Origin of the sequence: Bacillus sp. FSL E2-0195 (assembly GCF_038003645.1) — a bacterium.
In the GTDB taxonomy this organism is placed as follows: domain Bacteria; phylum Bacillota; class Bacilli; order Bacillales; family Bacillaceae_G; genus Bacillus_A; species Bacillus_A mycoides.
Genome location: NZ_JBBOPN010000001.1, coordinates 3862905 through 3888794, shown reverse-complemented (window position 1 = coordinate 3888794; position 25890 = coordinate 3862905). Strand labels below are relative to the sequence as shown.

The window sequence follows — 25890 nt, the reverse complement described above, 5'->3', positions numbered from 1 at the left end:
GTAATAAAAAGAAAAGACGGCAAAGCCGTCTGTTTCTTTCCATAGTTGTTTCATTTTACATTAATTAGCGAATGCAAGCAGCACCAACGATAATTAAAAGGATAAACAACACAACGATTAAGGCGAAGCCGCTTCCAGATCCGCCACAAGAACCGCCATAACCGTAGGAAGGATATGAACAAGTTGTTGGATAGCAATATGAGTATCCGTACATGAGATGACCTCCTTTATCATTTCCCGCTAATACTGCGGTTACTATAATGTATGGAGGAATGATCAGAAATGTATAGGTATTTACCTATAAAAGGAAGAAGTGTTTGTATAATTTTCTTGAGAAGAGAGAAAAACTAAGGAGAATTAAATCGTTTACATATTATTCTAAGAGAAAAAATAAGTTAAAAAGGGAATAATATAACAGCAGGTTATTGCTTACTAATACAGATGTGAAAAATAAAAACACGTTTGTGTAGAGGAAACCGGCATATTATTTATAAAAAAACGTATTCAAAGTAATTGACATCGTAATTAGAATAGTTGTAAACTAAAAAACGTGATCAAGATTGTATTAATATGTTTTTGAAAAAACATTAGTACAGATTGTTAGGTACACAAAATTATTCTCAACCGACAAACAAATTTGTTGGTTTACATTGTTGCGCTTTCAGTCTAGCTAATAGATAGTGAAAGCGTTTCAGAATATGGTTCAAGAGAGGAAGAGGTGAACGGAATGGGTACTAAAACAAAAAAGACCCTATTTAATGTTGATGAGCAAATGAAAGCTATCGCAGCTCAATTTGAAACATTACAAATTTTAAATGAAAAAGGCGAAGTTGTGAATGAAGCAGCTATGCCTGAATTATCTGATGATCAATTAAAAGAATTAATGCGCCGTATGGTGTATACTCGCGTACTAGATCAACGTTCTATTTCTTTAAACCGTCAAGGACGTTTAGGTTTCTACGCACCAACTGCTGGACAAGAGGCTTCTCAATTAGCAAGTCATTTCGCACTTGAAGCAGAAGATTTCATCTTACCAGGATATCGTGACGTTCCACAATTAGTGTGGCACGGTCTACCATTATACCAAGCATTCTTATTCTCTCGTGGACATTTCATGGGTAACCAAATGCCTGAGAATGTAAATGCACTTGCTCCACAAATCATTATCGGTGCGCAAATCATCCAAACTGCTGGTGTTGCGTTAGGTATGAAATTACGTGGTAAAAAATCTGTTGCAATTACTTACACTGGTGACGGTGGTGCTTCACAAGGTGACTTCTACGAAGGTATGAACTTTGCGGGTGCATTCAAAGCTCCAGCAATCTTCGTTGTACAAAACAACCGTTATGCAATCTCTACTCCAGTAGAAAAGCAATCTGCAGCTAAAACTGTAGCACAAAAAGCAGTAGCAGCAGGTATTTACGGAATTCAAGTAGACGGTATGGATCCATTAGCTGTATACGCAGCAACTGCTTTCGCTCGTGAGCGCGCAGTAAATGGCGAAGGTCCTACTTTAATCGAGACTTTAACATTCCGTTATGGTCCACATACAATGGCTGGTGATGACCCAACTCGTTACCGTACAAAAGATATCGAAAACGAATGGGAACAAAAAGATCCAATCGTACGCTTCCGTGCATTCTTAGAAAACAAAGGCCTATGGTCTCAAGAAGTTGAAGAGAAAGTTATCGAAGAAGCAAAAGAAGATATCAAACAAGCAATTGCTAAGGCTGACCAAGCTCCAAAACAAAAAGTTACTGATTTAATGGAAATTATGTACGAAAAAATGCCTTACAACTTAGCTGAACAATATGAAATTTACAAAGAAAAGGAGTCGAAGTAAGCCATGGCTCAAATGACAATGATTCAAGCAATCACTGATGCTTTACGCGTTGAAATGAAAAATGATCCTAACGTACTTGTGTTTGGTGAAGACGTTGGTGTAAACGGCGGAGTATTCCGTGCTACTGAAGGTTTACAAGCTGAATTCGGTGAAGATCGTGTAATGGATACTCCACTTGCAGAGTCTGGTATTGGTGGACTTGCAGTTGGACTTGCACTTGAAGGCTTCCGTCCAGTTCCAGAAATCCAATTCTTCGGTTTCATTTATGAAGTAATGGATTCAGTTTCTGGTCAATTAGCTCGTATGCGTTACCGTTCTGGTGGACGTTGGACTGCTCCAGTAACAATTCGTTCTCCATTCGGTGGTGGTGTTCATACTCCTGAACTACATGCTGATAGCTTAGAAGGATTAGTGGCACAACAACCTGGTCTAAAAGTTGTTATTCCATCTACTCCATACGATGCAAAAGGTCTTTTAATCTCTGCGATTCGTGACAACGATCCAGTTATCTACTTAGAGCATATGAAATTGTACCGTTCATTCCGTCAAGATGTACCAGAAGGTGATTACACAATTGATTTAGGCAAAGCTGACATCAAACGTGAAGGTACAGATGTATCTGTTATCGCTTATGGTGCTATGGTTCATGCTGCATTAAAAGCTGCTGAAGAACTTGAAAAAGAAGGTATCTCTTTAGAGGTTGTTGACTTACGTACAGTTCAACCATTAGATATCGAAACAATCATCGCTTCTGTTGAAAAAACAGGCCGCGTAGTTGTAGTTCAAGAAGCTCAAAAACAAGCTGGTATTGCAGCTAACGTTGTAGCGGAAATTAACGACCGTGCAATCTTAAACTTAGAAGCTCCAGTTGTACGTGTTGCAGCTGCTGATACAGTATTCCCATTCTCTCAAGCTGAGAGCGTATGGTTACCAAACCATAAAGATATTGTTGAAGCTGTTAACAAAGTAATGAACTTCTAATTTTTAGTTTTTCATGTGCAAAAGAAATCAGCACATGCTGGTTTCTTTTGTACATATTCCATAATAATGAAATGAATCAGGGGGCTGAATTCCGTGGCATTTGAATTTAAACTACCAGATATCGGTGAAGGTATCCACGAAGGTGAAATCGTAAAATGGTTTATTAAACCAGGCGATGAAGTAAATGAAGATGATGTACTTCTTGAAGTACAAAATGATAAAGCAGTAGTAGAAATCCCTTCTCCTGTTAAAGGTAAAGTACTTGAAGTACTTGTAGAAGAAGGAACAGTTGCAATTGTAGGAGATACATTAATTAAATTTGATGCTCCTGGATACGAAAACCTTAAATTTAAAGGTGACGATCATGATGAAGCTCCAAAAGCTGAAGAAGCAGCAGTAGAAGCTCCAGCAGCGGAAACTACTCCAGCAGCAACTGCAGAAGTAGTAAATGAGCGTGTAATCGCTATGCCATCTGTTCGTAAATATGCTCGTGAAAAAGGTGTAGATATTCATAAAGTAGCTGGTTCTGGTAAGAACGGCCGTGTTGTGAAAACTGACATCGATGCATTTGCAAATGGTGGACAAACTGTAGCAGCAACTGAGGCTCCAGCAGCAGTAGAAGCTACTCCAGCAGCAGCAGCGAAAGAAGAAGCACCAAAAGCACAACCAATCCCAGCTGGTGAATATCCAGAAACTCGTGAGAAAATGAGTGGTATCCGTAAAGCGATTGCGAAAGCAATGGTTAACTCTAAGCATACAGCTCCTCACGTAACATTAATGGATGAAGTAGATGTAACAGAACTTGTTGCTCACCGTAAGAAGTTCAAAGCTGTTGCAGCTGACAAAGGTATTAAATTAACTTACCTTCCATACGTTGTAAAAGCTTTAACATCTGCATTACGTGAATTCCCAATGTTGAATACTGCTTTAGACGATGCTTCTCAAGAAATCGTTCATAAACATTACTTCAACATCGGTATCGCAGCTGATACAGACAAAGGTCTATTAGTACCAGTTGTTAAAGATACAGATCGTAAATCTATCTTTACTATTTCTAACGAGATCAATGAACTTGCTGGTAAAGCACGTGATGGTCGTTTAGCTCCAACTGAAATGAAAGGTGCTTCTTGCACAATTACAAACATTGGTTCTGCAGGTGGACAATGGTTCACTCCAGTTATCAATCACCCAGAAGTAGCAATCCTTGGTATCGGCCGTATCGCTGAGAAACCAGTTGTGAAAAACGGTGAAATCGTTGCAGCTCCAGTATTAGCATTATCTCTAAGCTTTGACCATCGTTTAATTGACGGCGCAACTGCTCAAAAAGCATTAAACCAAATTAAACGTCTATTGAATGACCCACAATTATTAGTAATGGAGGCGTAATAACAATGGTAGTAGGAGATTTCCCAATTGAATTAGATACAGTCGTTGTTGGTGCAGGTCCTGGTGGATACGTTGCGGCAATTCGTGCAGCACAATTAGGTCAAAAGGTAGCGATTATTGAAAAATCTAACCTTGGTGGCGTATGCTTAAACGTTGGATGTATTCCTTCAAAAGCGTTAATCAATGCAGGTCATCGTTATGAGAATGCAATGCATTCTGATGACATGGGTATCACTGCAGAGAACGTAAAAGTTGACTTTACAAAAGTTCAAGAATGGAAAAACGGCGTAGTTAAGAAATTAACTGGCGGTGTTGAAGGCCTTCTTAAAGGTAACAAAGTTGAAATCATTCGCGGTGAAGCTTACTTCGTAGATGCTAACACATTACGCGTAATGACTGAAGATGCAGCACAAACTTATACGTTTAAAAATGCTGTTCTTGCAACTGGTTCTACACCAATCGAAATTCCAGGATTCAAATACTCTAAACGTGTTATCAACTCTACAGGCGCTTTAAGCTTACCTGAAATTCCTAAAAAACTTGTTGTAATCGGCGGCGGTTACATCGGTATGGAATTAGGTACTGCATATGCTAACTTCGGTACAGAAGTTACTGTAGTAGAAGCTGGCGACGAAATCTTAGCTGGTTTCGAAAAAGCTATGAGCTCTGTTGTTAAACGTGCTCTACAGAAAAAAGGTAACGTAAATATCCATACAAAAGCTATGGCTAAAGGCGTTGAAGAAACAGAAACTGGCGTAAAAGTTAGCTTTGAAGTTAACGGTGAAATCCAAACTGTAGAAGCAGATTACGTATTAGTAACTGTAGGTCGTCGTCCAAACACTCAAGAAATCGGTCTTGAGCAAGTTGGAATTAAAATGACTGACCGTGGCATTATCGAAATTGATGAGCAATGCCGTACAAATATTTCAAACATCTATGCAATCGGTGATATCGTTCCTGGACCACCATTAGCTCACAAAGCTTCTTACGAAGGTAAAGTAGCTGTTGAAGTAATTAGTGGCCATGCATCAGCAATCGATTACATCGGAATTCCTGCAGTATGCTTCACTGATCCAGAATTAGCATCTGTTGGTTACACTAAGAAACAAGCTGAAGAAGCAGGAATGACAGTAGCTGTATCTAAGTTCCCATTCGCTGCAAACGGTCGTGCGTTATCATTAAACAGCACTGACGGTTTCTTACAACTTGTAACGCGTAAAGAAGATGGTCTTCTTGTAGGCGCGCAAGTTGCAGGTGCAGGTGCTTCTGATATTATCTCTGAGATTGGTTTAGCTATCGAAGCTGGAATGACAGCTGAAGATATCGCTCAAACAATCCATGCTCACCCAACATTAGGGGAAATCACAATGGAAGCAGCTGAAGTTGCTCTTGGAATGCCAATTCACATTGTAAAATAATTTAAGTAATGTAAATACCCCATCTCTTATTTAAAGAGATGGGGTATTTTTATTTTCATAAAATGACTTGCAAGGTCTTTATATGTACTTGTCGAATGAATATATAATACTTTAAATGAACCGTTATATAATATGTAATTGATTCAAACTTAATCCCATATATTAATAAAATAGAGCATGTCAAAGGAGAAGGTTCCATGAGAATATTACATGTTATATTTTATCATTTTCTATTATGGAGTGGTTTTTCCATTGTATTAACATTATCGAATGGTGATAAGTTTCATTATAAAGTAATTCTCTTTTTCGTATTTCTTTATTTGGCATATGTGATTGCATGTTTTGTATTACACGTAAGAAAGCAGGCATTATTCCTTACGTGTTCAAATTGCATACTTTTTTTAATCATATTCTCTATTTTTTAAATTAACGTTTATAGAAATACATTGTTCTTCCATTAAATAGTTGTAACTCTCCTTCTAATTTCTTCGCTAGAAAACGGCTAAATTCATTTGCTTTTCCTTTATCACCAAATGTTGCTGTAGTAGGCAAAGAAACCTGAATAAAAGATTGTTCCTTTTCTATTCCAATCCCAACATAAATAGAATCATATCGATCGTGACTCGATTGGAGTTTTAATGTTGTTGCTGATGTATCTAATATTTCATAAGGAAAAGCTGTATTTGTATAAGCATAATTAATTTGATTACCAGTCTTGGAAGTAACGGTTTTATAGTTATGAAAAAGGTGTTTAACATCTTCTATTGAAACAGATTGTTGATTGGATTTAGGTACAAGTGTGATAAAGGCGTGTTGCATACAAATTCCCCCTTAGCTTAGTAGAATAATATCATTCTACATCCTACTGAATTTTTTGACAATTAAAAGGAGTATTACTTTTTTTGTTTAATATATTAATGAGTAGGAAGTGTTATTTAGAAAGGTGGAAACTCATGTTTGAAAAATTGTATGATGAGCATGAAAGTGTGAAGGTACGATTTTTAGGATTTATGACGCATGATACACGTTATGATTTTGGAGTTATTTATACAAATATGTTTTTTGGAAAGCCACTTATTGTTTGTATGCAAACAGGGAGATCTACTTTGCTTGGGAGAGATGATGTAGAAAATGTTCCATATATACAGGAAACTTTTAAGTTAGGATCGGAAGAGGAGGCGGAGGAGTTAGCTCAATTTTTTAAATTTCTTGTTCCGTCTACTTCTTTGCATGCGGAGTATGAAGAATAATTAACAAGAAACAGTCGTACGTATGAGATATGGCTGTTTTTTTGTGTTAATATCGCATACTAATTTAATTTTAAAATATTTAATGTGTTATACTAAAAACCTATTGACGTAAAAAGTATAACATATTAAAATAAAGACAGAAAGTTAAGCGGTTACAAAAGTTTTTGGGATTATAAACTTAGGGGGAAATGAAAAATGGGAACAATCGTATGTCAAGATTGTGAAGGTACAATTGCACACTTCGAGGATGAGAAAGTAACGGTACTTTACGGGAAATGTGGATCTTGCGGATGTGATCACACAGAACATACAAAAGCCCAATAATTGATAGGAAATTGACAGCTAAAAGTTTTTAGGACCATAAACTTAGGGGGAAATGAAAAATGGGAACAATCGTATGTCAAGTTTGCGAAGGAACAATCGGACATTTTGAGGATGAGAAAACGACAGTACTTTATGGGAAATGTGGTTCCAATTGTGACTGTGCTAGTAGAGACAATGCGAAAGCTTAATCATATATAAGTAGATTATTCTTAAAAATCAGGGGGAAATGAAGATGGGAACAATCGTATGCCAAGTTTGTGAAGGAACAATCGCACATTTTGAAGATGAAAAATCAACAGTACTTTATGGGAAATGTGGATCTCATTGCGAATGTGACCATAAAGAACATACAAAAGCTTAATAATTAAGAAAAAACGCCTACACATGTAGGCGTTTTTTTAATAGATTGTAGTTGTATGTCCGACTGTTGCAACAATTGCATCATCTCTAATAGGAATAAATCCAATTGATGTTTGTGGCGTGTTAGGGGGGGCATATTGACTCATCATACGGCTATCAATACGAGTAATAAAATCGGTTAAATAAGCTGAAATAAAAGCATAAGGGATCCTTCGTTCATTTAATGAATAAATAATTTCCTCTTTCGTTTTTACGCCTACGCCATGTCCGTAAAAAAAGAAGTTTCCTAGATAGATTGTATTTTCTCCTTGCCACTCAATCGTAGCTGGATTAACTTGTGGGTTTTTAAAGTAAACGAGGTCACCTGGAACGATATCGCCACTCGTTTTTGTTATGAGCTTTAAGTCGCGATCGTAGTCCCATGTATAAAGTAAGAGGTTTGCGAATAGACGGTTGAAAGTTTTTTCCTCATATAATGATAGTAATGCTTTGTAAAAAATGATAATCATTGCGGTGGCACATTCAGTTCCATATAGTTTTCCGTTTTTAAAAATATCTTGGATGGCAATGGAAGGGGCTATGTTTGGAAGTAGTTGAAATCCGCCAAGTGATGTTCTTTCCCAAAACTGAGGATTGCAAAAAGATTGTTGAAACGTACGAAACTGAAATCCACTTTGAAAAAGTTCTAGCGCGGAAGTAATAATATTAACTCGTAAATTAAGATCAAAGCTGAGTTCATCGGCTGTTCGGAAGGAATAAACTTCTTGATTTCCCGCCATTATGGATAAAATCTGTTGTTTTTCAGCTGCAAATGGCTCATATTCATTTGTGATATAAGGGTGTACAATAGAACGGCCTATCACAATCATAATGGTATCCCCACCTATACGTTACAGATTTCGCGATACGGGAAAGCCTATATTGGACTTTAGACATAGGATGAAAGTATCGCTTTTTCATAGAAAAACATTTATCCCGCTATTTGCGGGCAGTAAGAATTCCACCTCAAAATTCGGCTGGAGCCCTGCTGCCCGTAAACGCCCGATTGGTGAAGGCTAATAATCAGTGGGGATGAACAAAACCCCACTGATTAAAGTTTCACTTTATATTTTGGTAGACTTTAACTACAGACAAGTACAAGTCTTTAAAACGCCAATGTGTTCTTTGAAAAAAGATAGCATAGGGAGTTCGATAGCCGAATTCAAGCTATCGGTAAAATGATATGTGTCGTCAAGAACAAGACGCTAAAACACCTGAACACGAATCTGTACGGTATGGTATAAGTACCGTAGCTCACGAACCTATACGGTCTGTTGTGAGAGTGGTGATGGCACACCGCAATCTTGCACGTCAGCGATACCAGAAATGGACTTCGCCTTAGGTAGCAAGAATCCCACTGATGTTAGTCAGCTTGCCCCATTAGGGTGGGAATGTCAAATTCTTTAGTATCGTATGAAAAAAAGAGAAAAAAGGTGAAAGAAAAGCCTATCAACTGATAGGCTTGTACTCTTTAATAACACGTAATGTTTGTAATGTCATATCTTCAGGACCTTGTACAGGTAACCCAGCTTCTAAATTTTTAAGAATATACTCTAAGTTATCTTGTGTAATAATTTCCCCCGGAGTAAAGATTGGAATCCCTGGCGGATAAACCATAACAAAATCAGCTATAATACGACCTGCTGCGTTTTCAAATGGAATGACTTCTGTTTCTGAATAAAAAGCATCTCTAGGAGAAAGTGCTAGCACAGGTATTTCTGGTATTTCTACTTGTACTTGAACACCTTTGTCTGCTCTATTTCTATATGTTGCTGCTAAATCTTGTAATGCTGTAATAAGTGTATCTGTTTCACTTTCTGTATCTCCAAATGTGATAAGACAAAGTATGTTATATAAATCAGAGAGTTCTACTTCAATGTTGTAATGTTCTCTAAGCCATACTTCAGCCTGATGGCCTGTAATACCTATATCTTTTACAGATACAATTATCTTTGTAGGATCATAGTTAAAAGTAGCATCTGTTCCTAGCATTTCTTTTCCGGGACAATAAAGATGCTCAATAGCATTAATAGCATCACGAACATGCTCAGCTAATTGTATTGTTTGTTCTATGAGAGCTGTTCCTTCTGTAGCAAGACGTTTTCTAGCAACATCAAGGGATGCTAACAAAATGTAAGAAGTTGATGTAGTCGTAAGCATGCTAATAATGGATTGGACATGCTTTACGTTCACAAGACCTTCTTTTACATTAAGAATAGAGCTTTGGGTTAAAGACCCACCTAATTTGTGAACACTTGTTGCTGCCATATCTGCACCTGCTTGCATAGCTGATATTGGTAGTTCATCATGAAAATGGATATGAACACCGTGAGCCTCATCAACAAGTACAGGAATATCGTAAGAATGAGCTAATTCTACAATCTGCTCTAAATCTGCAGCAAACCCAAAATATGTTGGATTTATAACAAGTAAGCCTTTCGCATCTGAGTGCTCTTCAAGAGCCTTTTTGACAGATTGAATTGTGATCCCATGTGAAATACCGAGCTTCGGATCAATCTCAGGATGCATGAAAATTGGTTTTGCACCTGAGAAAATAATAGCTGACATTACTGATTTATGCACATTCCGTGGCACGAGGATTTTATCCCCAGGACCGCACACGCTCATCACCATTGTCATAATTGCACCACTTGTACCTTGAATAGAAAAGAACGTATGATCTGCACCGAAAGCAGCGGCTGCTAAATCCTGTGCTTCTTTAATCATACCTTTTGGATGATGTAAATCATCGAGCGGCGCAATATTAATTAAATCAATTGCTAATGCATTATGCCCAATAAATTCGCGAAATGTAGGATCCATGCCCTGTCCTTTTTTATGACCAGGAATATGGAATTGAACTGGATTTCGCTTACTGTGCTCAACTAAAGCGGTAAACAATGGTGTTTCGTATTGGGACAATCTATACACCCCTTCTTCTTCGTAATATTTATTAGAGTTTGTTTTATATGATTTCATCTCATTCTAAAAGGAAATTAAGATGACAAACTTTTAGAACTTGACTTGTTTTTCTGCCATTCGCAAAAGCCTTTTTGGGGATGGTAGTCTCACTTTATTCTCTATAAAACAAAAGCATTATATCACCAATAATTATAGATGTATAGAAAAATCGCATTTTCAAGGTGAGTATGTTTAATAGTTATATTTTAAATACTGCAAAGAGGAAGACAATTCCATTGAAATGGATAAATGGTGTATAATGCAGAGTGGCTATAGTGAAGAATAAAAGGTTGTCTTAAAGGTAGCATAATGGAAAAAGAAAGAATACTGAATGAGGTGCAAAAATGGAATATCAATATCCACTTGATTACAATTGGTCAAATGAAGAAATGGTAGCAGTTGTAAAGTTTTATGAAGCGATTGAAAAGGTATATGAAAAAGGAGTTTTGAGAGAAGATTTGATGGAATTATATCGTCGTTTTAAAGAGATTGTGCCATCGAAGGCAGCGGAGAAAAAAATTGATAAAGAATTTCAAGAAGTAAGTGGATATTCTATATATCGTACGATTCAAAGAGCAAAAGAAGTAGCGGAAAAAAAGATTGTAAAAATGTAAAAATATTTTGAAAATTAAAATGCAAAGTGCTATAATGTGATAACAACTAAAAACGGACAATATAAATTGTCCGTTTTCTACTATCGATTACAAAGTGCATATAAAGGAAGGAGTGGTTGCATCGTAGATTCAATCTTAGCAAGGAATTGTTCGTTGGTCATTGCTGAAAACTCCTCTGGTGATATATGAATACCGACTAATAACTCTGCTTTTTTCACAGTAGCTAAACGTTCAATCATCTTTTGTAAGTCTTCCGTTTCAAGCGTTTTATGTAGTTTTACACCTGGTTTAGTATGGTCAATGGACCAAACGAAGTCATTTGGAATATTTGTTTTTAAATCATTTAAATGTTCTAAGAAGGCGTGAGCCGTCTCCACTTTTTGTGGACACTCATAGATTAAACCAAAGTATATGAAGGCGTGAGTACCCCATAAACCAATTTGAAAGTGTGGTAACATTTTATATCCACGTTTATTTGTTGAAAAAGCAACCCAAGTATCGTTTGGTGGATTGACTTTGCGGCGTGCATGTTTTGCTACATGGTAGAAAAAGTTTTCATCAGTTTGTTGTGATAAATATTCTGCAAATTGTTCCCCTAAAGCTTCTAGCTTAGGATGAATATTCGTTTTAATTGCGCTCATTCGTTCTTCAAGACCATCAACAGTAAAGACTTCAAAATCAGTTGATGTGAATGTTTGTAGTGTCATGATTGTTCCTCCAACTCCTATTTTGTTTTAATTTTAGCATAGCTTGTACTATTCATAAAAAAAACATCACAAAAAAATTTAAATAAAAAAATATAATTTTGTTGCATAGATGATTTATCCAACATAGTATAGTATAAAACAAAAAATCAGAAAATTGAATCAATTCTAGTCCGAGGGCAGACGAATATTGGGAGGAGGCAAAAAAATGAGACAGGTGATTAATGCGTTAAAGAGAACAGATGCTGAAAAGAGAATTCCGGTGCTACGTTTGGAGCTAGATTATGAATTAGCAACTTTATATGATGCGATGATGGATAACGACAAACAGAAAAAAGAAGAGTGCGTACAAAAATTAGAAGTGTTAAGACTTGAAATGATCCGTTTAGAAGCGTAATAATAGTATATGTATAAATAATTAGTTGGTGCGAACCTTATAAAGGGTTCGTTTTTTCTGTGAACAGTATAGATCGGAGTGTTTAAACATGCAAGAAGTATGGAAAGACATCGATACACACGCGAAACAGTGGATTCGAGAAGCCGGAGAACAATTAATGGCGTCACTGAAAAAAACACTTATTATAGAAACAAAGTCAAATGCAGCTGATCTAGTAACAAATATGGACCGAGAAACGGAGCAGTTTTTAATTGGGAAAATTAAAGAAACATTCCCGGCTCATAACATTTTAGGAGAAGAAGGCTATGGAGATGAGATTACCTCTTCTAATGGGGTTGTTTGGTTAATTGATCCAATTGATGGCACGATGAACTTTGTTCATCAAAAAAGAAATTTCGCAATCTCAATCGGGATTTATGAGAACGGTATCGGAAAGATTGGTCTTATTTATGATCCAGTTCATGACGAACTATATCATGCGGTAAAGGGAGAAGGGGCTTTTTGCAATGATTTAGCTATTCCCATGTTGGAAAAAGGAACGGTAGAGCATGGAGTTATAGCTTTGAATGCGATATGGCTTACTGATAATCCATTGCTTAATATGGAAAAAATGATGATGCTCGTTAAGAAGGCGAGAGGTACGAGGTCATATGGTTGTGCAGCGTTAGAAATGGTATATGTTGCCACGGGAAGATTAGACGCATATGTAACACCGCGCTTATCGCCATGGGACTTTGGCGGGGGACAGATTATTGTAGAGGAAGTTGGCGGTAAAGTGACAACGTTCTTGGGAACGCCTCTTTCTATTGTAGAGAAAAGCAGTGTGTTAGTTGCAAAACCAGGAGTATACGAAGAATTATTACCATTTGTATCGCAATAATGAAAAAAGTAAGAGGCATAAAGAAGCTTCTTACTTTTTAATGTTATTGCGATTTACGCATTTTTCTTTTTGTTACAAAACCGTATCCAACTGTAACAAATGTGCCGATAATGCAAATAATAATGCCGATGGGACTATTTTCAGCAATCATAATTCCGATACCAATTAAGAAGATAACACCGATAATTGCTGTTAATAAAAAGCGATATTGAATGTGTTCCATTTCTTCACCCTCCAATCTTATTTTACTTTCACAAAAGTAAGAATACAACTATATTTTCATTCTTGATTTTATTTTGATTGCCATTGTATCCCCTTCGCTCTTATAATAGAGAAGGATTAAAAAGACATTAGGAGTTGGACATGTTGAAAAAACGACAAGATTTACGAAATATAGCAATTATTGCCCACGTTGACCATGGTAAAACAACACTTGTTGACCAGTTATTACGTCAAGCGGGGACGTTCCGTGCGAATGAACATATTGAAGAACGCGCAATGGACTCAAATGATCTAGAAAGAGAACGTGGTATTACAATTTTAGCGAAGAATACTGCGATTCACTATGAAGATAAAAGAATTAACATTTTAGATACACCTGGTCACGCTGACTTCGGTGGAGAAGTAGAACGTATCATGAAAATGGTTGATGGTGTTCTACTTGTAGTTGATGCATATGAAGGTTGTATGCCACAAACACGATTTGTTTTAAAGAAAGCTCTTGAGCAAAACTTAACTCCGATCGTTGTTGTAAACAAAATTGACCGTGACTTCGCTCGCCCTGATGAAGTAGTTGATGAAGTAGTTGACTTATTCATCGAACTTGGTGCAAACGAAGATCAATTAGAGTTCCCAGTTGTATTTGCATCAGCAATGAACGGAACAGCAAGCTTAGATTCAAATCCAGCAAATCAAGAAGAGAATATGAAATCATTGTTTGACACAATCATTGAACATATTCCAGCACCAATTGATAACAGCGAAGAGCCACTTCAATTCCAAGTAGCACTTCTTGATTACAATGACTATGTTGGTCGTATTGGGGTTGGACGCGTATTCCGCGGTACAATGAAAGTAGGACAACAAGTTGCATTAATGAAAGTTGACGGAAGTGTAAAACAATTCCGTGTAACTAAATTATTTGGTTACATTGGATTAAAACGTCAAGAAATTGAAGAAGCAAAAGCTGGAGATTTAGTAGCTGTTTCAGGTATGGAAGACATTAACGTAGGTGAAACGGTATGTCCGGTTGAGCATGAAGAGGCTTTACCATTATTACGTATTGATGAGCCAACATTACAAATGACATTCCTTGTAAATAACAGCCCATTTGCAGGTCGTGAAGGTAAATTCATTACTTCTCGTAAAATTGAAGAGCGTCTTCGTTCACAATTAGAGACAGATGTAAGTTTACGTGTAGATAATACAGATTCTCCTGATGCATGGATCGTATCTGGACGCGGAGAGTTACATTTATCAATCTTAATTGAAAACATGCGTCGTGAAGGTTATGAACTACAAGTATCTAAGCCTGAAGTAATTATTAAAGATGTCGATGGCGTAAGAAGTGAGCCTGTAGAGCGCGTACAAATTGATGTTCCTGAAGAATACACTGGTTCTATTATGGAATCAATGGGCGCACGTAAAGGTGAAATGTTAGATATGGTGAATAACGGAAACGGTCAAGTTCGCCTTACTTTCATGGTTCCAGCACGTGGGTTAATTGGTTACACAACAGAATTCCTAACATTAACTCGTGGTTATGGTATTTTAAACCACACATTTGATTGCTACCAACCAGTACATGCTGGACAAGTGGGTGGACGTCGTCAAGGTGTTCTAGTTTCACTTGAAGCAGGAAAAGCATCACAATACGGTATTATGCAAGTTGAAGACCGTGGTGTAATCTTCGTTGAACCAGGTACAGAAGTATATGCTGGTATGATCGTTGGAGAACATACACGTGAGAATGATTTAACAGTTAACGTTGTAAAAATGAAACAACAAACTAACATTCGTTCTGCGACGAAAGATCAAACTTCAACAATGAAAAAACCACGCTTAATGACTTTAGAAGAGTCATTAGAGTACTTAAACGATGACGAGTTCTGTGAAGTAACTCCAGAATCAATTCGTCTACGTAAAAAGATTCTTGATAAGAGTGAGCGCGAAAGAGCTGCTAAGAAAAAGAAATCTGTTGAAGCATAAAATAATAGAACAGCTACCTTTTATAAAGGTAGCTGTTTTTTTGTTTTATGTTTATTTTTTTAGAATATTTACTCTTTTTTGTAGACAGTATTTTTTTTGCGAGTTACTCTTGTATTAAGTACATAAAGAGAATTTGTTTCATGAGAAGGGGTGAAAGATAGTGTTAGAAAGAATGTCATTTTTCGCGAAACTTTGTAAAGTTGATGAAAATCCAGAGTTAGGGATGTGGTTACTTTATGGAACAATAATTTTATTAAGTGCACTTGTATATAATTTAGGATTTGCAAGGAAGCTATCGGTGCTAAAAAATATAGTGATATATATTTCTTTAGCAATTGGATGCACGGTATTAACTTTTTTTGCAGTTTTTTTACCCGTTGGAGAGGGGCTCGTTGTAGCGGCAATTGTACTTGGAATTTATAGACTGCGTTTACGTCAAGCTAAACAACAAAAAACAGGGTGAAAAAAGGAGGGGCTTTCATGCGCTCAGTACAAGATGCATTATATAATTGGTTAACAATTAAAACGGTTGCGGAAGCACGTCCAGATGATAGAGCTGCACAAGAAACGTATGTATTATTTCAAAATATGATATATGAAGAGCATAAATTACGAAATGTAGAAGTTGAAAAGAACGAGGAAATGTATTTGATTACATATGAAATTGATGGGGAAATAAGGTGTGCAAGATTTCCGGTAGAAGCCATTGATTGTTTTTTGGATCAGATGAATCGTGAACCAGAAAAATACAAATAAGTCCTTATCTATATGATTAAGGACTTATTTCCGGTTTACCAATCGTCTTCTACTTTTTTATCACGATATAATCGGAAATTACCACTCGCATGGCGTTCCATAGTACGCTCTGCAATTCGTTCCGTACATTCCATGCACATATATGTATGAATAGGGCGATTACGCAGTTTTTTTGCCATAGGATTTTCGTCATCTAACATATCTTTTTTATCACAAATCATACATCTGACTCTCATTTCGTCACCTCAATACGAATTCTATCAGTATAAGTATATCATGGAAGCATAATGTTTTTGAATAATAGCGGGAAAAAATAATATTTTCGCAATTCGAAAAATAGGTTATGATAAGGATATATAAATAATATTTGGAGGTGGAAATATGGCGAATGTAGTTGAGCCTACATTGACAGGTGATTTAGTACAATCTTTGCGTAAAGAGTGTATCGTTATGATAGCAACAACAGATTTCGAAAAACAAATTCCTAACGTAAGTGCTATTTCTTGGGTATATGCAGTGAGTGAAACTAGTATTCGATTTGCGGTAGATCAACGCTCACGTATTGTGGGGAATATACGGCATAATGCAGGGGTTGTATTGACTATAATGGCGAATGAATCCGTATTTTCCATAAGTGGTGAAAGTGAAATTTTAACAGATAGAATGGAAGGGATTCCTCTAAAATTAACGGTAGTAGAAGTGAATGTACAAGAAGTTCGTGATGTTATGTTTTATGGTGCGAAACTTGCTACTGAACCAACATATGAAAAAACATATGATCTTCGAGCAGCTAAAAAGCTTGATAACCAAGTATTAGTAGGAATGAAAGAATTATAAAGAAGATGAATAGGAACATCGTTCATAAACATTTACAAGTGAGTATTGTGATTTAATGTGAAAAATTATAATAAAAAGTAATATATTGAATAGAAATGAATAAAAAATAAAGAAAAGGTTTAATTTCTATGAATTTCGATTCTACCTCGTTTTTACGGTACATATAATTATAACAATGGTTCGTCCATATTTTATGGATGAAACCCTTGTTCTACAAATTTAAAAGTGGAGTCAGGGGGTAACAGGTTGGATAAAATTTATGTGTTAGATACGAATGTACTTTTGCAGGATCCTTTATCTATTTTTTCATTTGCAACAAATGAAGTAGTGATTCCAGCAGTTGTATTAGAAGAGGTTGATTCGAAAAAACGTTATATGGATGAAGTAGGACGAAATGCTCGCTATGTATCTAAGTTAATCGACAAATTTCGCGAAATAGGAAAGCTGCATGAAAGTATTCCGTTAGAAAACGGCGGTACATTTCGTATTGAATTAAATCATCGCTCATTTGTTCAACTGCAAGATATTTTTGTAGAAAAAACAAATGATAATCGAATTTTAGCGGTAGCGAAAAACCTCTCTTTAGAAGAACAAGAAAAAGAGGACGGGAAATCAGTTATTTTAGTAAGTAAAGATGTACTCGTAAGGGTAAAAGCTGATGCAATCGGATTGCAGGCCGAAGATTATTTAAGTGACCGAGTAATCGAAGTGGAAAATATATATTCAGGATTTTTAGAAGGGTATATATCAAAAGAACAGTTAGATTATTTTTATGAAAAAGGTGAACTACCTTTATCTGAAATCGCAAATCATCCTTTTTATCCAAATCAGTTTGTTGTAATGAAAGATGCACTAGGGGGTTCTAGTTCTGCACTTGGGATTGTGGATCATTTAGGTAAGAAGGTAAAAAAACTTATTTTTCACAATGAACAAGTGTGGGGGATACGCCCACGAAACGTGCAGCAAATTATGGGATTAGAATTGCTACTTCGGGAAGATATTCCACTTGTAACGTTAACAGGGAAAGCAGGTACAGGAAAAACGTTACTTGCATTAGCTTCGGGACTAATGCAAACGGAAGATTTAGGGTTATATAAAAAACTACTTGTCGCGAGACCAATTGTACCGGTAGGGAAAGATATAGGCTATTTACCAGGAGAGAAAGAGGAAAAATTAAGACCGTGGATGCAGCCGATTTTTGATAATCTAGAGTATTTATTCAATACGAAAAAGCCTGGGGAGCTAGATGCTATTTTAGCTGGAATGGGTTCGATTGAAGTAGAAGCGCTTACCTATATACGCGGGAGAAGTATTCCAGACCAGTTCATTATAATTGACGAGGCACAAAATTTAACGAAGCATGAAGTAAAGACGATACTAACAAGGGTAGGCGAAAAAAGTAAGATTGTATTAATGGGGGATCCTCAGCAAATTGATCACCCGTATTTAGATGAATATAATAACGGTTTAACATATGTTGTAGAGAAGTTTAAAGAACAACGTATTAGTGGTCATGTAAAGTTTGTTAAAGGAGAGCGTTCTAATTTAGCACAACTAGCAGCGGATTTATTATAAAAAGGAGTGAGCTTAAGCTCACTCCTTTTTTGCCTTTTAATTATACAATTTAAATGATTGTAAATTTACGGATGTTACGAATCGGATTTTGTCTATTAGATCCATCATGGAAATATAGATGAACAGGCCCGTCTTCTCGTAATGGTTTACCTTCTTTTGAAAAACCGAGAATAGCTTTATGGGCTGTTTCTAACGGAAGTGTAATTGTATTGTCTGTGGTTTCAATTTCGACATGAGTAGCATCTTCTAAAATTTCAGCATTTTTTAGAAATGGATGAAGTGGTATGCCAAAGGTCCCGTTAATAAGCTGTTCTTTTTTATATTTCTTTACACTTTGTTGTATTGGCGGGAAGGCAGCACCATCACGGATTTCGCGATCCCAATGCTCTGAAGTATGTTTTAAGTATGTTTCTAATTCGGATGATTCTTCTCTAGTTTCATCAAAGTAGGTTGTCAAATCTATTTTTCGATCATCGAAAATCCATACAGTTGGATCGATAGTGATTGGAAAACGAACTTTTCCATTAATAAATAAAATTTCGCTCATTGTTGTTCCCCCATTTGTGTTATACTCCCACTTTTCAGTATAATAGTATTAGACACTGTTGTCACAAAAAATGTTTCTATTGCAATTTATTAAAACTATCGCTAATATTAATAGATATGAGAGAGTAGGACGGAAACGGAGGGAATCAATTTGGCGTCTGAGACAGTATCAAATCATCAGGAAAAGGCACTAGCCCTTCTACAAGCGGATGCAGAGAAGATTTTAAGACTTATTAAGGTACAAATGGACAATCTTACAATGCCGCAATGTCCATTATATGAAGAAGTTTTAGACACACAAATGTTTGGACTATCCCGCGAGGTCGATTTTGCGGTTCGCCTTGGTCTTATTGCAGAAGAACAAGGGAAAGCAATGTTAGGAGAGCTCGAACGTGAGTTGTCTGCACTTCATGAAGCATTTACAAACAAACAACAATAACGGGTTCAAATAAGGGGGCTCAAACTGAAATAGTTTGGGCTTTTTATTTGTATAATAAAGAAGGAAGAACCTATATACATATGGAATACAACAATAATTAAATTGAAACAGAAAGAGGAAATGAAATGAAAAAAGTATGGAAATCGATGGATTATTCCTTATTACTTCCTCTTGTTATCTTATGTGTGTTGGGAGTTATAATGGTATATAGTTCTAGTTCCATTGTTGCGATTTCGTCGAGACATAACTGGCCAGCAGATTACTTTTTTAAAAAACAATTATTTGCTCTAGCTGTTGGAACGATAATGTTAGCGATTATCGTTGCCATTCCTTATAAGTTGTGGAGAAAGCGAATAGTTTTGATCGCAATGGGAATAGGGAGTATTGGTCTATTAGCAGCAGCCTTTCTTTTCGGTCAGGTCATAAATGGTGCAAAAGGATGGATATTAGGTATACAACCAGCTGAGTTTGTGAAAATAACGGTTATTATTACGCTAGCAAACTTTTTTGCTAAGAAACAAGAAACGCAAACAGCTTTTGTACAAGGGATAATTCCTCCTCTAGCTGTTGTCGGTGGAGCGATGGGATTAATTTTACTTCAAAATGACTTAGGGACCGATATACTAATAGGTGGAACTGTACTGATTATGTTCTTTTGTTCAGGAGTTAATGTTAATTTAAGTATAAAGCGATTCCTCTTAACGTCTATAATATGGATTCCAGCGTTATATTTTATTGGGAACTATAAGTTAAGTCAGTACCAAAAAGCTCGGTTTTCAGTTTTTCTTGATCCATTTAACGATCCTCAAAATGATGGGTTCCAATTAATAAATTCTTTTATTGGAATTGCTTCAGGAGGGCTAAATGGTCGAGGGTTAGGGAACAGTGTGCAAAAATATGGATACTTACCAGAACCGCAAACAGATTTTATTATGGCAATTATATCTGAAGAACTTGGATTTATAGGCGTAGCTGTCATTTTAATCTGTTTACTACTTATTATTATTCGGGCATTTAGGGTTGCACAAAAGTGCAGAGATCCGTTTGGAAGTTTAATAGCAATTGGAATTGCAAGTTTGTTTGGAGTTCAAACTTTTATAAATGTTGGTGGTATGTCTGGGTTAATACCGCTTACAGGGGTACCATTACCGTTTATAAGTTATGGTGGTAGTTCTTTATTGGCTAATTTACTTGCAATGGGTATACTGTTAAATATTGCTAGTTATGTAAAACGACAAGAGAAACAACAAAACAAATTGACTAACGAAATAGAACAAGGTGGACCGCATCTTGTTGTTGTAAAATAAAAAACACATTGAGCTCTAGAGTTCAATGTGTTTTTTATTTTGTTAGATTTTAAATGTGATACAATATTGATTGTTATAAAACGAAAAGTATATTACATTTAAGTGAATGTGATATACAATATTGTTGTTAGAAAAGGAAGAGGTATGCTATACTATTTTTGTGAAACAAATCGATCAGAAAACTTATCATTTGTTGAAAAATAAGGTATGATGGATAAAAATAAAGTGAAGCTTTCTAAGTATAATATAATGTAGAAAGTGAAGAACTTCACGCTCTTTAGAGTGTGTATGTATTTTATCTCTAGAGTGGTAGGAAAATAGAGGGGGAAAATCATGACAAAGCTGCAACGTATTCAAAAAGTATTGGTAGCTAACCGTGGAGAGATAGCAATTCGTGTGTTCCGAGCATGTTCAGAACTTGGATTAAACACAGTTGCGATCTATTCTAAAGAGGATAGCGGTTCTTATCATCGCTATAAAGCCGATGAGTCCTATTTAGTTGGGGAAGGGAAAAAGCCAATTGATGCTTATCTAGATATTGAAGGCATTATTGAGATTGCGAAAAGTAATCATGTAGATGCAATCCACCCTGGATATGGTTTCTTGTCAGAAAATATTCAATTTGCAAAACGTTGTGAAGAAGAAGGGATTATCTTTATCGGTCCAAAAAGTAAGCATTTGGACATGTTTGGAGATAAAGTTAAAGCAAGAACACAAGCGCAGCTAGCACAAATTCCAATTATTCCTGGTAGTGATGGTCCAGTAAATTCAATAGAAGAAGTTGAAGAATTTGCTGAAAAGTATGATTACCCGATTATTATTAAAGCATCCCTTGGTGGCGGCGGTCGCGGTATGCGTATTGTACGTGCTAGTGAAGAATTAAGAGAATCGTATAATCGCGCGAAATCAGAAGCAAAAGCAGCCTTTGGTAATGATGAAGTGTACGTTGAAAAATTCGTTGAAAAACCTAAACATATAGAAGTACAAATTTTAGCAGATGAAGAAGGTAATGTTGTTCATTTGTATGAGCGTGATTGCTCTGTACAACGACGCCATCAAAAAGTAGTTGAAATTGCACCGAGCGTGTCGCTTTCAGATGATTTGCGTCAGCGTATTTGTGATGCTGCAGTAAAGTTAACGAAAAATGTAAATTATTTAAATGCTGGAACGGTAGAATTCCTTGTAAAAGGTGATGAGTTTTACTTCATTGAAGTAAACCCACGTGTTCAAGTTGAACATACGATTACAGAGATGATTACAGGAGTGGATATCGTTCAATCGCAAATTTTAATAGCTGATGGACATGCATTACATAGCAAAATGGTAGGTGTTCCTAAGCAAGAGGAAGTGGTTGTGCATGGATTTGCAATCCAATCTCGTGTAACAACAGAAGACCCACTTAATAACTTTATGCCTGATACAGGAAAGATTATGGCGTACCGATCAGGCGGTGGTTTTGGTGTTCGTCTTGATACAGGTAATAGTTTCCAAGGTGCAGTTATTACACCGTACTACGATTCTTTACTTGTAAAAGTTACTACTTGGGCACTTACTTTTGAACAAGCCGCTGCAAAAATGGAACGTAACTTAAAAGAATTCCGTATTCGTGGTATTAAAACAAATATTCCATTCCTAGAGAATGTAGTAAAACATAAAAACTTCTTATCAGGAGAATATGACACTTCATTTATTGACGCGTCACCTGAACTATTTTTGTTCCCGAAACGTAAAGACCGCGGAACAAAAATGTTGAATTATATTGGTACAGTAACAGTAAATGGCTTCCCAGGAGTAGGGAAAAAAGAGAAACCAATTTTCCCAGATGCTCGTATACCAAATGTGATACACTCAGAGCCAATGCAAAATGGAACGAAACAAATTTTGGATGAGCGTGGAGCGGATGGATTAGTAAAGTGGGTACAAGATCAAAAGCGTGTACTTTTAACTGATACAACATTCCGTGATGCACATCAGTCATTACTTGCAACTCGTGTTCGTACAAAAGATTTACATCACATTGCAGAGCCGACAGCGAGAATGTTACCAAACTTATTCTCAGCAGAAATGTGGGGCGGTGCAACGTTTGATGTTGCATATCGTTTCTTGAAAGAAGATCCATGGGAACGATTACTAGATCTTCGTGAAAAAATGCCAAACGTTTTATTCCAAATGTTACTTCGTTCTTCAAACGCAGTTGGATACAAAAACTATCCAGATAATTTAATTCAAAAATTTGTAGAATGTTCCGCGCAAGCCGGAATTGATGTGTTCCGTATTTTTGATAGCTTAAACTGGGTAGAAGGCATGAGAGTTGCAATTGATGCTGTACGAGATACTGGTAAGATTGCAGAAGCAACAATGTGTTACACAGGAGACATTCATGATCCGTTACGCAGTAAATATGATTTAAATTATTATAAAAATTTAGCAAAAGAGTTGGAAGCATCAGGAGCTCACATTTTAGGAATTAAAGATATGGCGGGCTTACTAAAGCCAAACGCAGCATATGATTTAGTTTCAGCACTAAAAGAGACGGTGTCGATTCCAATTCACCTGCATACACACGATACGAGCGGAAATGGTATTTTAACGTATACGAAGGCGATTGAAGCAGGTGTTGATATTGTCGATGTAGCGGTGAGTTCTATGGCTGGTCAAACGTCACAGCCGAGTGCGAATACATTATACTATGCGTTAGGTGGAAACGAAAGACAACCAGATGTTAATATAGACTCATTAGAAAAACTATCTCATTATTGGGAAGATGTACGAAAATACTATGCTCCATTTGAAAGTGGTATGAATGCTCCTCACACAGAGGTATATATGCATGAAATGCCGGGTGGACAGTATAGTAATCTTCAACAACAAGCAAAAGCGGTTGGTTTAGGAGATCGCTTTGATGAAGTTAAAGTGATGTATCGCCGTGTTAATGATATGTTTGGCGATATTGTAAAAGTAACACCATCATCTAAAGTTGTCGGTGATATGGCATTATTTATGGTTCAAAATCACCTAACAGAACAAGATATTTTAGAACGTGGACATGCTATGGACTTCCCAGGATCTGTTGTTGAAATGTTCTCTGGAGATTTAGGACAACCATATGGTGGTTTCCCGAAAGAATTACAAAAAATTATTTTAAAAGGGAAAGAGCCATTAACAGTAAGACCGGGTGAATTATTAGAACCAGTAGATTTTGATGCTTTAAAAGAAGAGTTATTCCACAAACTTGGACGCGAAGTAACAATTTTTGATGTAGTCGCATATGCATTGTATCCAAAAGTATTTATGGACTACGAAAAAGTTGCTGGGATTTATGGAAATGTATCTGTGCTTGATACACCGACATTCTTCTATGGTATGAGACTTGGTGAAGAAATTGATGTGGAAATCGAGCAAGGTAAAACATTGATGGTTAAACTAGTTTCCATTGGGGAGCCACAGCCAGATGGAAATCGTGTGCTTTACCTGGAGTTTAATGGACAACCGCGTGAAATCGTAGTGAAAGATGAAAGCGTGAAATCAACTGTTGCACAGCGTGTGAAGGGGAATCGTGAAAATCCAAATCATATTAGCGCAACGATGCCGGGAACTGTTATTAAAGTAGTTGTAAAAGAAGGCGATGAAGTGAAAAAAGGTGATTCCATGGCAATTACAGAAGCTATGAAAATGGAAACGACGGTTCAAGCGCCATTTAGTGGTAAAGTGAAAAAAGTATATGTAAATGATGGGGATGCAATTCAAACGGGAGATTTACTCATTGAATTAGATCATTAAAATAAAGAAAAAGAGCTGTGCGAAAGCAGCTCTTTTTTGTGTGTAAATAATACCTTGCCGAATTGGCAAGGTATTAAAGTTTTACTTTATTTTGTTTGCTTAGAAGTTGATTCAGTTTCTTTTGCATTGACTGTACTTCTTGTACCTATCATAACTAAATAGCATAGTACAGCAAACAGGCAAGAAATGAAGAGCGAATGTAATAATGCCATTGCTAAACTAGCATTTGTAAATACGACTAAAATCCCTACTATAGCTTGAAGTGTAACAAGGATAAATGAAATAATCCATCCCCAGTATACTACACGCTGCTGCTTGTAATGGCGAATAGCGATAATCATCGCATATAGTATCCAAGCGAAAATTAACATCGCTGCAACTCTATGTCCCATTTGAACCCACTCATGTAGTTGAGTTGGCATAGGTCTATTTTTGCTACATAAAGGGAAGTCTGGACAGGCTAAGGTAGCTCGTTCGTGACGTACTAAAGCTCCTGTGTAGACAACGATATAACTGTAAATTGTTACACCATAAATATGAAATTTCATTTTTTTGTCCATAATGAGTGAACGTGCATCAAATTTCTGATCAATTTCAAAAATAAGACACGTTAACAAGATGACAGAAGCAAATGAAATTAAGGAAATACCGAAATGAATAGCTAATACAGCAGGCATTTGACCCCAAACAACCGCCGCCGCCCCCATTAATGCTTGTGCAACTAAAAATACGAAGGATAAAATTGCTAACGTCTTTGTTTCGCGCACATGTTTATAATATTTCCAGGACAAGATACAAAGAAGAGTAACAAGGATTCCTGCTGATCCAGATGTTAAGCGGTGACTTAGCTCAATAATAGTCTCCATTGATAAATTAGATGGAACAAATTCACCGTTACAAAGAGGCCATGATTTGCCGCATCCTTGGCCTGAACCCGTTTTTGTAACTAAAGCGCCTCCTAGTAAAACTACTAATAAATCGAGACTTGTAATGACTGCTAACCATTTAATAAAGCGTTGCAATCTCTTTCACCATCTTTCTGCTATGAAGTTATTGCGAAATATTTTCATTCCATTATGTATAGAATAAAACGTGCTACAGTCCTATGATATATAAAAAATAATAAAATAGCAAAGAAATGGAGGGCGAGGACAACGTACGTATTATAAAGAAAAAAATGGGATTTAAAATACATATTTTAGGAGTAATTTAGGCTATTTTGAAAAGAAATGGGGAGAATACATGCTAAATATGACAAAATAGTTTATTATAGAAGATAACATCA

General features: G+C 36.4%; 29 protein-coding genes. 20 read left to right on the top strand and 9 right to left on the bottom strand.

Features of this window, described 5'->3' with window-relative positions:
• Positions 1-64: 64 nt before the first annotated feature.
• Positions 65-214 carry a YjcZ family sporulation protein gene (locus MHH59_RS19885; RefSeq protein WP_002014847.1) on the bottom strand — a complete coding sequence of 50 codons (150 nt, stop codon included), beginning with the start codon at positions 212-214 and terminating at the stop codon, positions 65-67.
• Between the two features lie 513 nt (positions 215-727).
• Here MHH59_RS19885 and pdhA point away from each other — a divergent pair.
• The 5 genes from pdhA to MHH59_RS19860 all read left to right on the top strand — a co-directional run bounded on the left by pdhA (position 728) and on the right by MHH59_RS19860 (position 6053).
• Positions 728-1843: a pyruvate dehydrogenase E1 component subunit alpha gene (gene pdhA / locus MHH59_RS19880; protein WP_000536893.1), complete on the top strand. Its 1116-nt coding sequence runs from the start codon at positions 728-730 to the stop codon at positions 1841-1843.
• 3 nt (positions 1844-1846) lie between these two features.
• The gene (gene pdhB, locus MHH59_RS19875) at positions 1847-2824 is read left to right on the top strand and encodes a pyruvate dehydrogenase complex E1 component subunit beta (protein ID WP_000068162.1); all 978 of its coding nucleotides are present in this window, start codon (positions 1847-1849) and stop codon (positions 2822-2824) included.
• A gap of 93 nt (positions 2825-2917) precedes the next feature.
• The gene (pdhC, locus tag MHH59_RS19870) at positions 2918-4210 is read left to right on the top strand and encodes a pyruvate dehydrogenase complex dihydrolipoyllysine-residue acetyltransferase (protein WP_002033838.1); all 1293 of its coding nucleotides are present in this window, start codon (positions 2918-2920) and stop codon (positions 4208-4210) included.
• 5 nt (positions 4211-4215) lie between these two features.
• Positions 4216-5628, top strand: a complete 1413-nt coding sequence (gene lpdA, locus MHH59_RS19865) for a dihydrolipoyl dehydrogenase (protein WP_002014851.1) — start codon at positions 4216-4218, stop codon at positions 5626-5628.
• A 197-nt stretch (positions 5629-5825) separates the two neighbouring features.
• Positions 5826-6053 carry a hypothetical protein gene (locus MHH59_RS19860; protein WP_002088334.1) on the top strand — a complete coding sequence of 76 codons (228 nt, stop codon included), beginning with the start codon at positions 5826-5828 and terminating at the stop codon, positions 6051-6053.
• A gap of 1 nt (position 6054) precedes the next feature.
• Here the strand turns inward: MHH59_RS19860 and MHH59_RS19855 are convergent, their stop codons facing one another.
• Complete coding sequence (locus tag MHH59_RS19855) at positions 6055-6447, bottom strand: DUF1885 family protein (protein WP_002128879.1); 393 nt, start codon at positions 6445-6447, stop codon at positions 6055-6057.
• Between the two features lie 134 nt (positions 6448-6581).
• Here MHH59_RS19855 and MHH59_RS19850 point away from each other — a divergent pair, with 134 nt between their 5' ends.
• The 4 genes from MHH59_RS19850 (at position 6582) to MHH59_RS19835 (ending at position 7563) form a co-directional block, all read left to right on the top strand.
• Positions 6582-6878: a DUF3055 domain-containing protein gene (locus tag MHH59_RS19850; protein WP_000462037.1), complete on the top strand. Its 297-nt coding sequence runs from the start codon at positions 6582-6584 to the stop codon at positions 6876-6878.
• 195 nt (positions 6879-7073) lie between these two features.
• The gene (locus MHH59_RS19845; RefSeq protein WP_000536778.1) at positions 7074-7202 is read left to right on the top strand and encodes a GapA-binding peptide SR1P; all 129 of its coding nucleotides are present in this window, start codon (positions 7074-7076) and stop codon (positions 7200-7202) included.
• A 59-nt stretch (positions 7203-7261) separates the two neighbouring features.
• Positions 7262-7390: a GapA-binding peptide SR1P gene (locus MHH59_RS19840; RefSeq protein WP_002033839.1), complete on the top strand. Its 129-nt coding sequence runs from the start codon at positions 7262-7264 to the stop codon at positions 7388-7390.
• Positions 7391-7434: 44 nt separating this feature from the next.
• On the top strand, positions 7435-7563 hold the full coding sequence (locus MHH59_RS19835) for a GapA-binding peptide SR1P (RefSeq protein ID WP_000536785.1): 129 nt from the start codon (positions 7435-7437) through the stop codon (positions 7561-7563).
• Positions 7564-7600: 37 nt separating this feature from the next.
• Here MHH59_RS19835 and MHH59_RS19830 read toward each other — a convergent pair whose 3' ends face one another.
• Together MHH59_RS19830 and speA are read right to left on the bottom strand one after the other, a co-directional pair.
• On the bottom strand, positions 7601-8431 hold the full coding sequence (locus MHH59_RS19830) for a protein-glutamine gamma-glutamyltransferase (RefSeq protein ID WP_002066931.1): 831 nt from the start codon (positions 8429-8431) through the stop codon (positions 7601-7603).
• Between the two features lie 619 nt (positions 8432-9050).
• A complete protein-coding gene (gene speA, locus MHH59_RS19825; protein WP_078213762.1) occupies positions 9051-10523 on the bottom strand; it encodes an arginine decarboxylase in 1473 nt (490 codons plus the stop codon).
• Between the two features lie 383 nt (positions 10524-10906).
• Between speA and MHH59_RS19820 the strand changes: the two genes are divergently transcribed.
• The gene (locus MHH59_RS19820; RefSeq protein ID WP_002014862.1) at positions 10907-11176 is read left to right on the top strand and encodes a UPF0223 family protein; all 270 of its coding nucleotides are present in this window, start codon (positions 10907-10909) and stop codon (positions 11174-11176) included.
• An 80-nt stretch (positions 11177-11256) separates the two neighbouring features.
• Here MHH59_RS19820 and MHH59_RS19815 read toward each other — a convergent pair whose 3' ends face one another.
• Positions 11257-11883: a YktB family protein gene (locus MHH59_RS19815; RefSeq protein ID WP_002014864.1), complete on the bottom strand. Its 627-nt coding sequence runs from the start codon at positions 11881-11883 to the stop codon at positions 11257-11259.
• A 205-nt stretch (positions 11884-12088) separates the two neighbouring features.
• Here MHH59_RS19815 and MHH59_RS19810 point away from each other — a divergent pair, with 205 nt between their 5' ends.
• Together MHH59_RS19810 and MHH59_RS19805 are read left to right on the top strand one after the other, a co-directional pair.
• On the top strand, positions 12089-12277 hold the full coding sequence (locus MHH59_RS19810; protein ID WP_002121995.1) for a hypothetical protein: 189 nt from the start codon (positions 12089-12091) through the stop codon (positions 12275-12277).
• A gap of 88 nt (positions 12278-12365) precedes the next feature.
• On the top strand, positions 12366-13157 hold the full coding sequence (locus MHH59_RS19805) for an inositol monophosphatase family protein (protein ID WP_002033721.1): 792 nt from the start codon (positions 12366-12368) through the stop codon (positions 13155-13157).
• A 43-nt stretch (positions 13158-13200) separates the two neighbouring features.
• Here MHH59_RS19805 and MHH59_RS19800 read toward each other — a convergent pair whose 3' ends face one another.
• Positions 13201-13380 (bottom strand): DUF5325 family protein, encoded by a 180-nt coding sequence (locus MHH59_RS19800; protein WP_000400127.1) that lies wholly within the window; start codon positions 13378-13380, stop codon positions 13201-13203.
• Between the two features lie 140 nt (positions 13381-13520).
• On the opposite strand from MHH59_RS19800, the gene typA reads away from it, so the two are divergent.
• From typA to MHH59_RS19785, 3 genes are all read left to right on the top strand, one after another.
• Positions 13521-15365, top strand: a complete 1845-nt coding sequence (gene typA, locus MHH59_RS19795) for a translational GTPase TypA (RefSeq protein WP_002014867.1) — start codon at positions 13521-13523, stop codon at positions 15363-15365.
• Positions 15366-15525: 160 nt separating this feature from the next.
• Positions 15526-15828: a YlaH-like family protein gene (locus tag MHH59_RS19790; RefSeq protein WP_002014795.1), complete on the top strand. Its 303-nt coding sequence runs from the start codon at positions 15526-15528 to the stop codon at positions 15826-15828.
• A gap of 17 nt (positions 15829-15845) precedes the next feature.
• Positions 15846-16121, top strand: coding sequence for a hypothetical protein (locus MHH59_RS19785; RefSeq protein WP_002014793.1), 276 nt, complete (start codon positions 15846-15848; stop codon positions 16119-16121).
• A gap of 35 nt (positions 16122-16156) precedes the next feature.
• Here MHH59_RS19785 and MHH59_RS19780 read toward each other — a convergent pair whose 3' ends face one another.
• The gene (locus tag MHH59_RS19780; protein ID WP_002094429.1) at positions 16157-16357 is read right to left on the bottom strand and encodes a YlaI family protein; all 201 of its coding nucleotides are present in this window, start codon (positions 16355-16357) and stop codon (positions 16157-16159) included.
• A 145-nt stretch (positions 16358-16502) separates the two neighbouring features.
• Here MHH59_RS19780 and MHH59_RS19775 point away from each other — a divergent pair, with 145 nt between their 5' ends.
• Both MHH59_RS19775 and MHH59_RS19770 read left to right on the top strand, forming a co-directional pair.
• Entirely contained in the window at positions 16503-16958 is a 456-nt protein-coding gene (locus tag MHH59_RS19775; protein ID WP_201056873.1) for a pyridoxamine 5'-phosphate oxidase family protein, read from the top strand.
• Between the two features lie 246 nt (positions 16959-17204).
• Positions 17205-18533 carry a PhoH family protein gene (locus MHH59_RS19770; RefSeq protein WP_002088317.1) on the top strand — a complete coding sequence of 443 codons (1329 nt, stop codon included), beginning with the start codon at positions 17205-17207 and terminating at the stop codon, positions 18531-18533.
• A 49-nt stretch (positions 18534-18582) separates the two neighbouring features.
• On the opposite strand, the gene MHH59_RS19765 is transcribed toward MHH59_RS19770, so the two are convergent.
• The gene (locus MHH59_RS19765; RefSeq protein WP_002014789.1) at positions 18583-19080 is read right to left on the bottom strand and encodes a hypothetical protein; all 498 of its coding nucleotides are present in this window, start codon (positions 19078-19080) and stop codon (positions 18583-18585) included.
• Positions 19081-19230: 150 nt separating this feature from the next.
• Between MHH59_RS19765 and MHH59_RS19760 the strand changes: the two genes are divergently transcribed.
• The 3 genes from MHH59_RS19760 to pyc all read left to right on the top strand — a co-directional run bounded on the left by MHH59_RS19760 (position 19231) and on the right by pyc (position 24605).
• Positions 19231-19518: a YlaN family protein gene (locus MHH59_RS19760; RefSeq protein WP_000135698.1), complete on the top strand. Its 288-nt coding sequence runs from the start codon at positions 19231-19233 to the stop codon at positions 19516-19518.
• A 125-nt stretch (positions 19519-19643) separates the two neighbouring features.
• A complete protein-coding gene (locus MHH59_RS19755; protein WP_002033727.1) occupies positions 19644-20825 on the top strand; it encodes an FtsW/RodA/SpoVE family cell cycle protein in 1182 nt (393 codons plus the stop codon).
• A gap of 333 nt (positions 20826-21158) precedes the next feature.
• Positions 21159-24605 carry a pyruvate carboxylase gene (gene pyc / locus MHH59_RS19750; protein ID WP_002167744.1) on the top strand — a complete coding sequence of 1149 codons (3447 nt, stop codon included), beginning with the start codon at positions 21159-21161 and terminating at the stop codon, positions 24603-24605.
• An 86-nt stretch (positions 24606-24691) separates the two neighbouring features.
• Here the strand turns inward: pyc and ctaA are convergent, their stop codons facing one another.
• Entirely contained in the window at positions 24692-25627 is a 936-nt protein-coding gene (gene ctaA, locus MHH59_RS19745) for a heme A synthase (RefSeq protein ID WP_002014781.1), read from the bottom strand.
• Between the last annotated feature and the right edge of the window lie 263 nt (positions 25628-25890).

Bases quoted from the DNA above. Each gene is read 5' to 3' on its own strand.
- MHH59_RS19830 (WP_002066931.1), bottom strand. From the start codon at position 8,431: ATGATTGTGATAGGCCGTTCTATTGTACACCCTTATATCACAAATGAA.
- MHH59_RS19755 (WP_002033727.1), top strand. From the start codon at position 19,644: ATGAAAAAAGTATGGAAATCGATGGATTATTCCTTATTACTTCCTCTT.
- MHH59_RS19845 (WP_000536778.1), top strand. From the start codon at position 7,074: ATGGGAACAATCGTATGTCAAGATTGTGAAGGTACAATTGCACACTTC.
- MHH59_RS19780 (WP_002094429.1), bottom strand. From the start codon at position 16,357: ATGAGAGTCAGATGTATGATTTGTGATAAAAAAGATATGTTAGATGAC.
- MHH59_RS19785 (WP_002014793.1), top strand. From the start codon at position 15,846: ATGCGCTCAGTACAAGATGCATTATATAATTGGTTAACAATTAAAACG.
- pyc (WP_002167744.1), top strand. From the start codon at position 21,159: ATGACAAAGCTGCAACGTATTCAAAAAGTATTGGTAGCTAACCGTGGA.
- MHH59_RS19820 (WP_002014862.1), top strand. From the start codon at position 10,907: ATGGAATATCAATATCCACTTGATTACAATTGGTCAAATGAAGAAATG.
- MHH59_RS19850 (WP_000462037.1), top strand. From the start codon at position 6,582: ATGTTTGAAAAATTGTATGATGAGCATGAAAGTGTGAAGGTACGATTT.
- MHH59_RS19800 (WP_000400127.1), bottom strand. From the start codon at position 13,380: ATGGAACACATTCAATATCGCTTTTTATTAACAGCAATTATCGGTGTT.
- lpdA (WP_002014851.1), top strand. From the start codon at position 4,216: ATGGTAGTAGGAGATTTCCCAATTGAATTAGATACAGTCGTTGTTGGT.
- MHH59_RS19835 (WP_000536785.1), top strand. From the start codon at position 7,435: ATGGGAACAATCGTATGCCAAGTTTGTGAAGGAACAATCGCACATTTT.
- MHH59_RS19810 (WP_002121995.1), top strand. From the start codon at position 12,089: ATGAGACAGGTGATTAATGCGTTAAAGAGAACAGATGCTGAAAAGAGA.
- MHH59_RS19855 (WP_002128879.1), bottom strand. From the start codon at position 6,447: ATGCAACACGCCTTTATCACACTTGTACCTAAATCCAATCAACAATCT.
- typA (WP_002014867.1), top strand. From the start codon at position 13,521: ATGTTGAAAAAACGACAAGATTTACGAAATATAGCAATTATTGCCCAC.
- MHH59_RS19860 (WP_002088334.1), top strand. From the start codon at position 5,826: ATGAGAATATTACATGTTATATTTTATCATTTTCTATTATGGAGTGGT.
- MHH59_RS19765 (WP_002014789.1), bottom strand. From the start codon at position 19,080: ATGAGCGAAATTTTATTTATTAATGGAAAAGTTCGTTTTCCAATCACT.
- MHH59_RS19775 (WP_201056873.1), top strand. From the start codon at position 16,503: ATGGCGAATGTAGTTGAGCCTACATTGACAGGTGATTTAGTACAATCT.
- MHH59_RS19885 (WP_002014847.1), bottom strand. From the start codon at position 214: ATGTACGGATACTCATATTGCTATCCAACAACTTGTTCATATCCTTCC.
- MHH59_RS19815 (WP_002014864.1), bottom strand. From the start codon at position 11,883: ATGACACTACAAACATTCACATCAACTGATTTTGAAGTCTTTACTGTT.
- MHH59_RS19805 (WP_002033721.1), top strand. From the start codon at position 12,366: ATGCAAGAAGTATGGAAAGACATCGATACACACGCGAAACAGTGGATT.
- pdhA (WP_000536893.1), top strand. From the start codon at position 728: ATGGGTACTAAAACAAAAAAGACCCTATTTAATGTTGATGAGCAAATG.
- pdhB (WP_000068162.1), top strand. From the start codon at position 1,847: ATGGCTCAAATGACAATGATTCAAGCAATCACTGATGCTTTACGCGTT.
- MHH59_RS19840 (WP_002033839.1), top strand. From the start codon at position 7,262: ATGGGAACAATCGTATGTCAAGTTTGCGAAGGAACAATCGGACATTTT.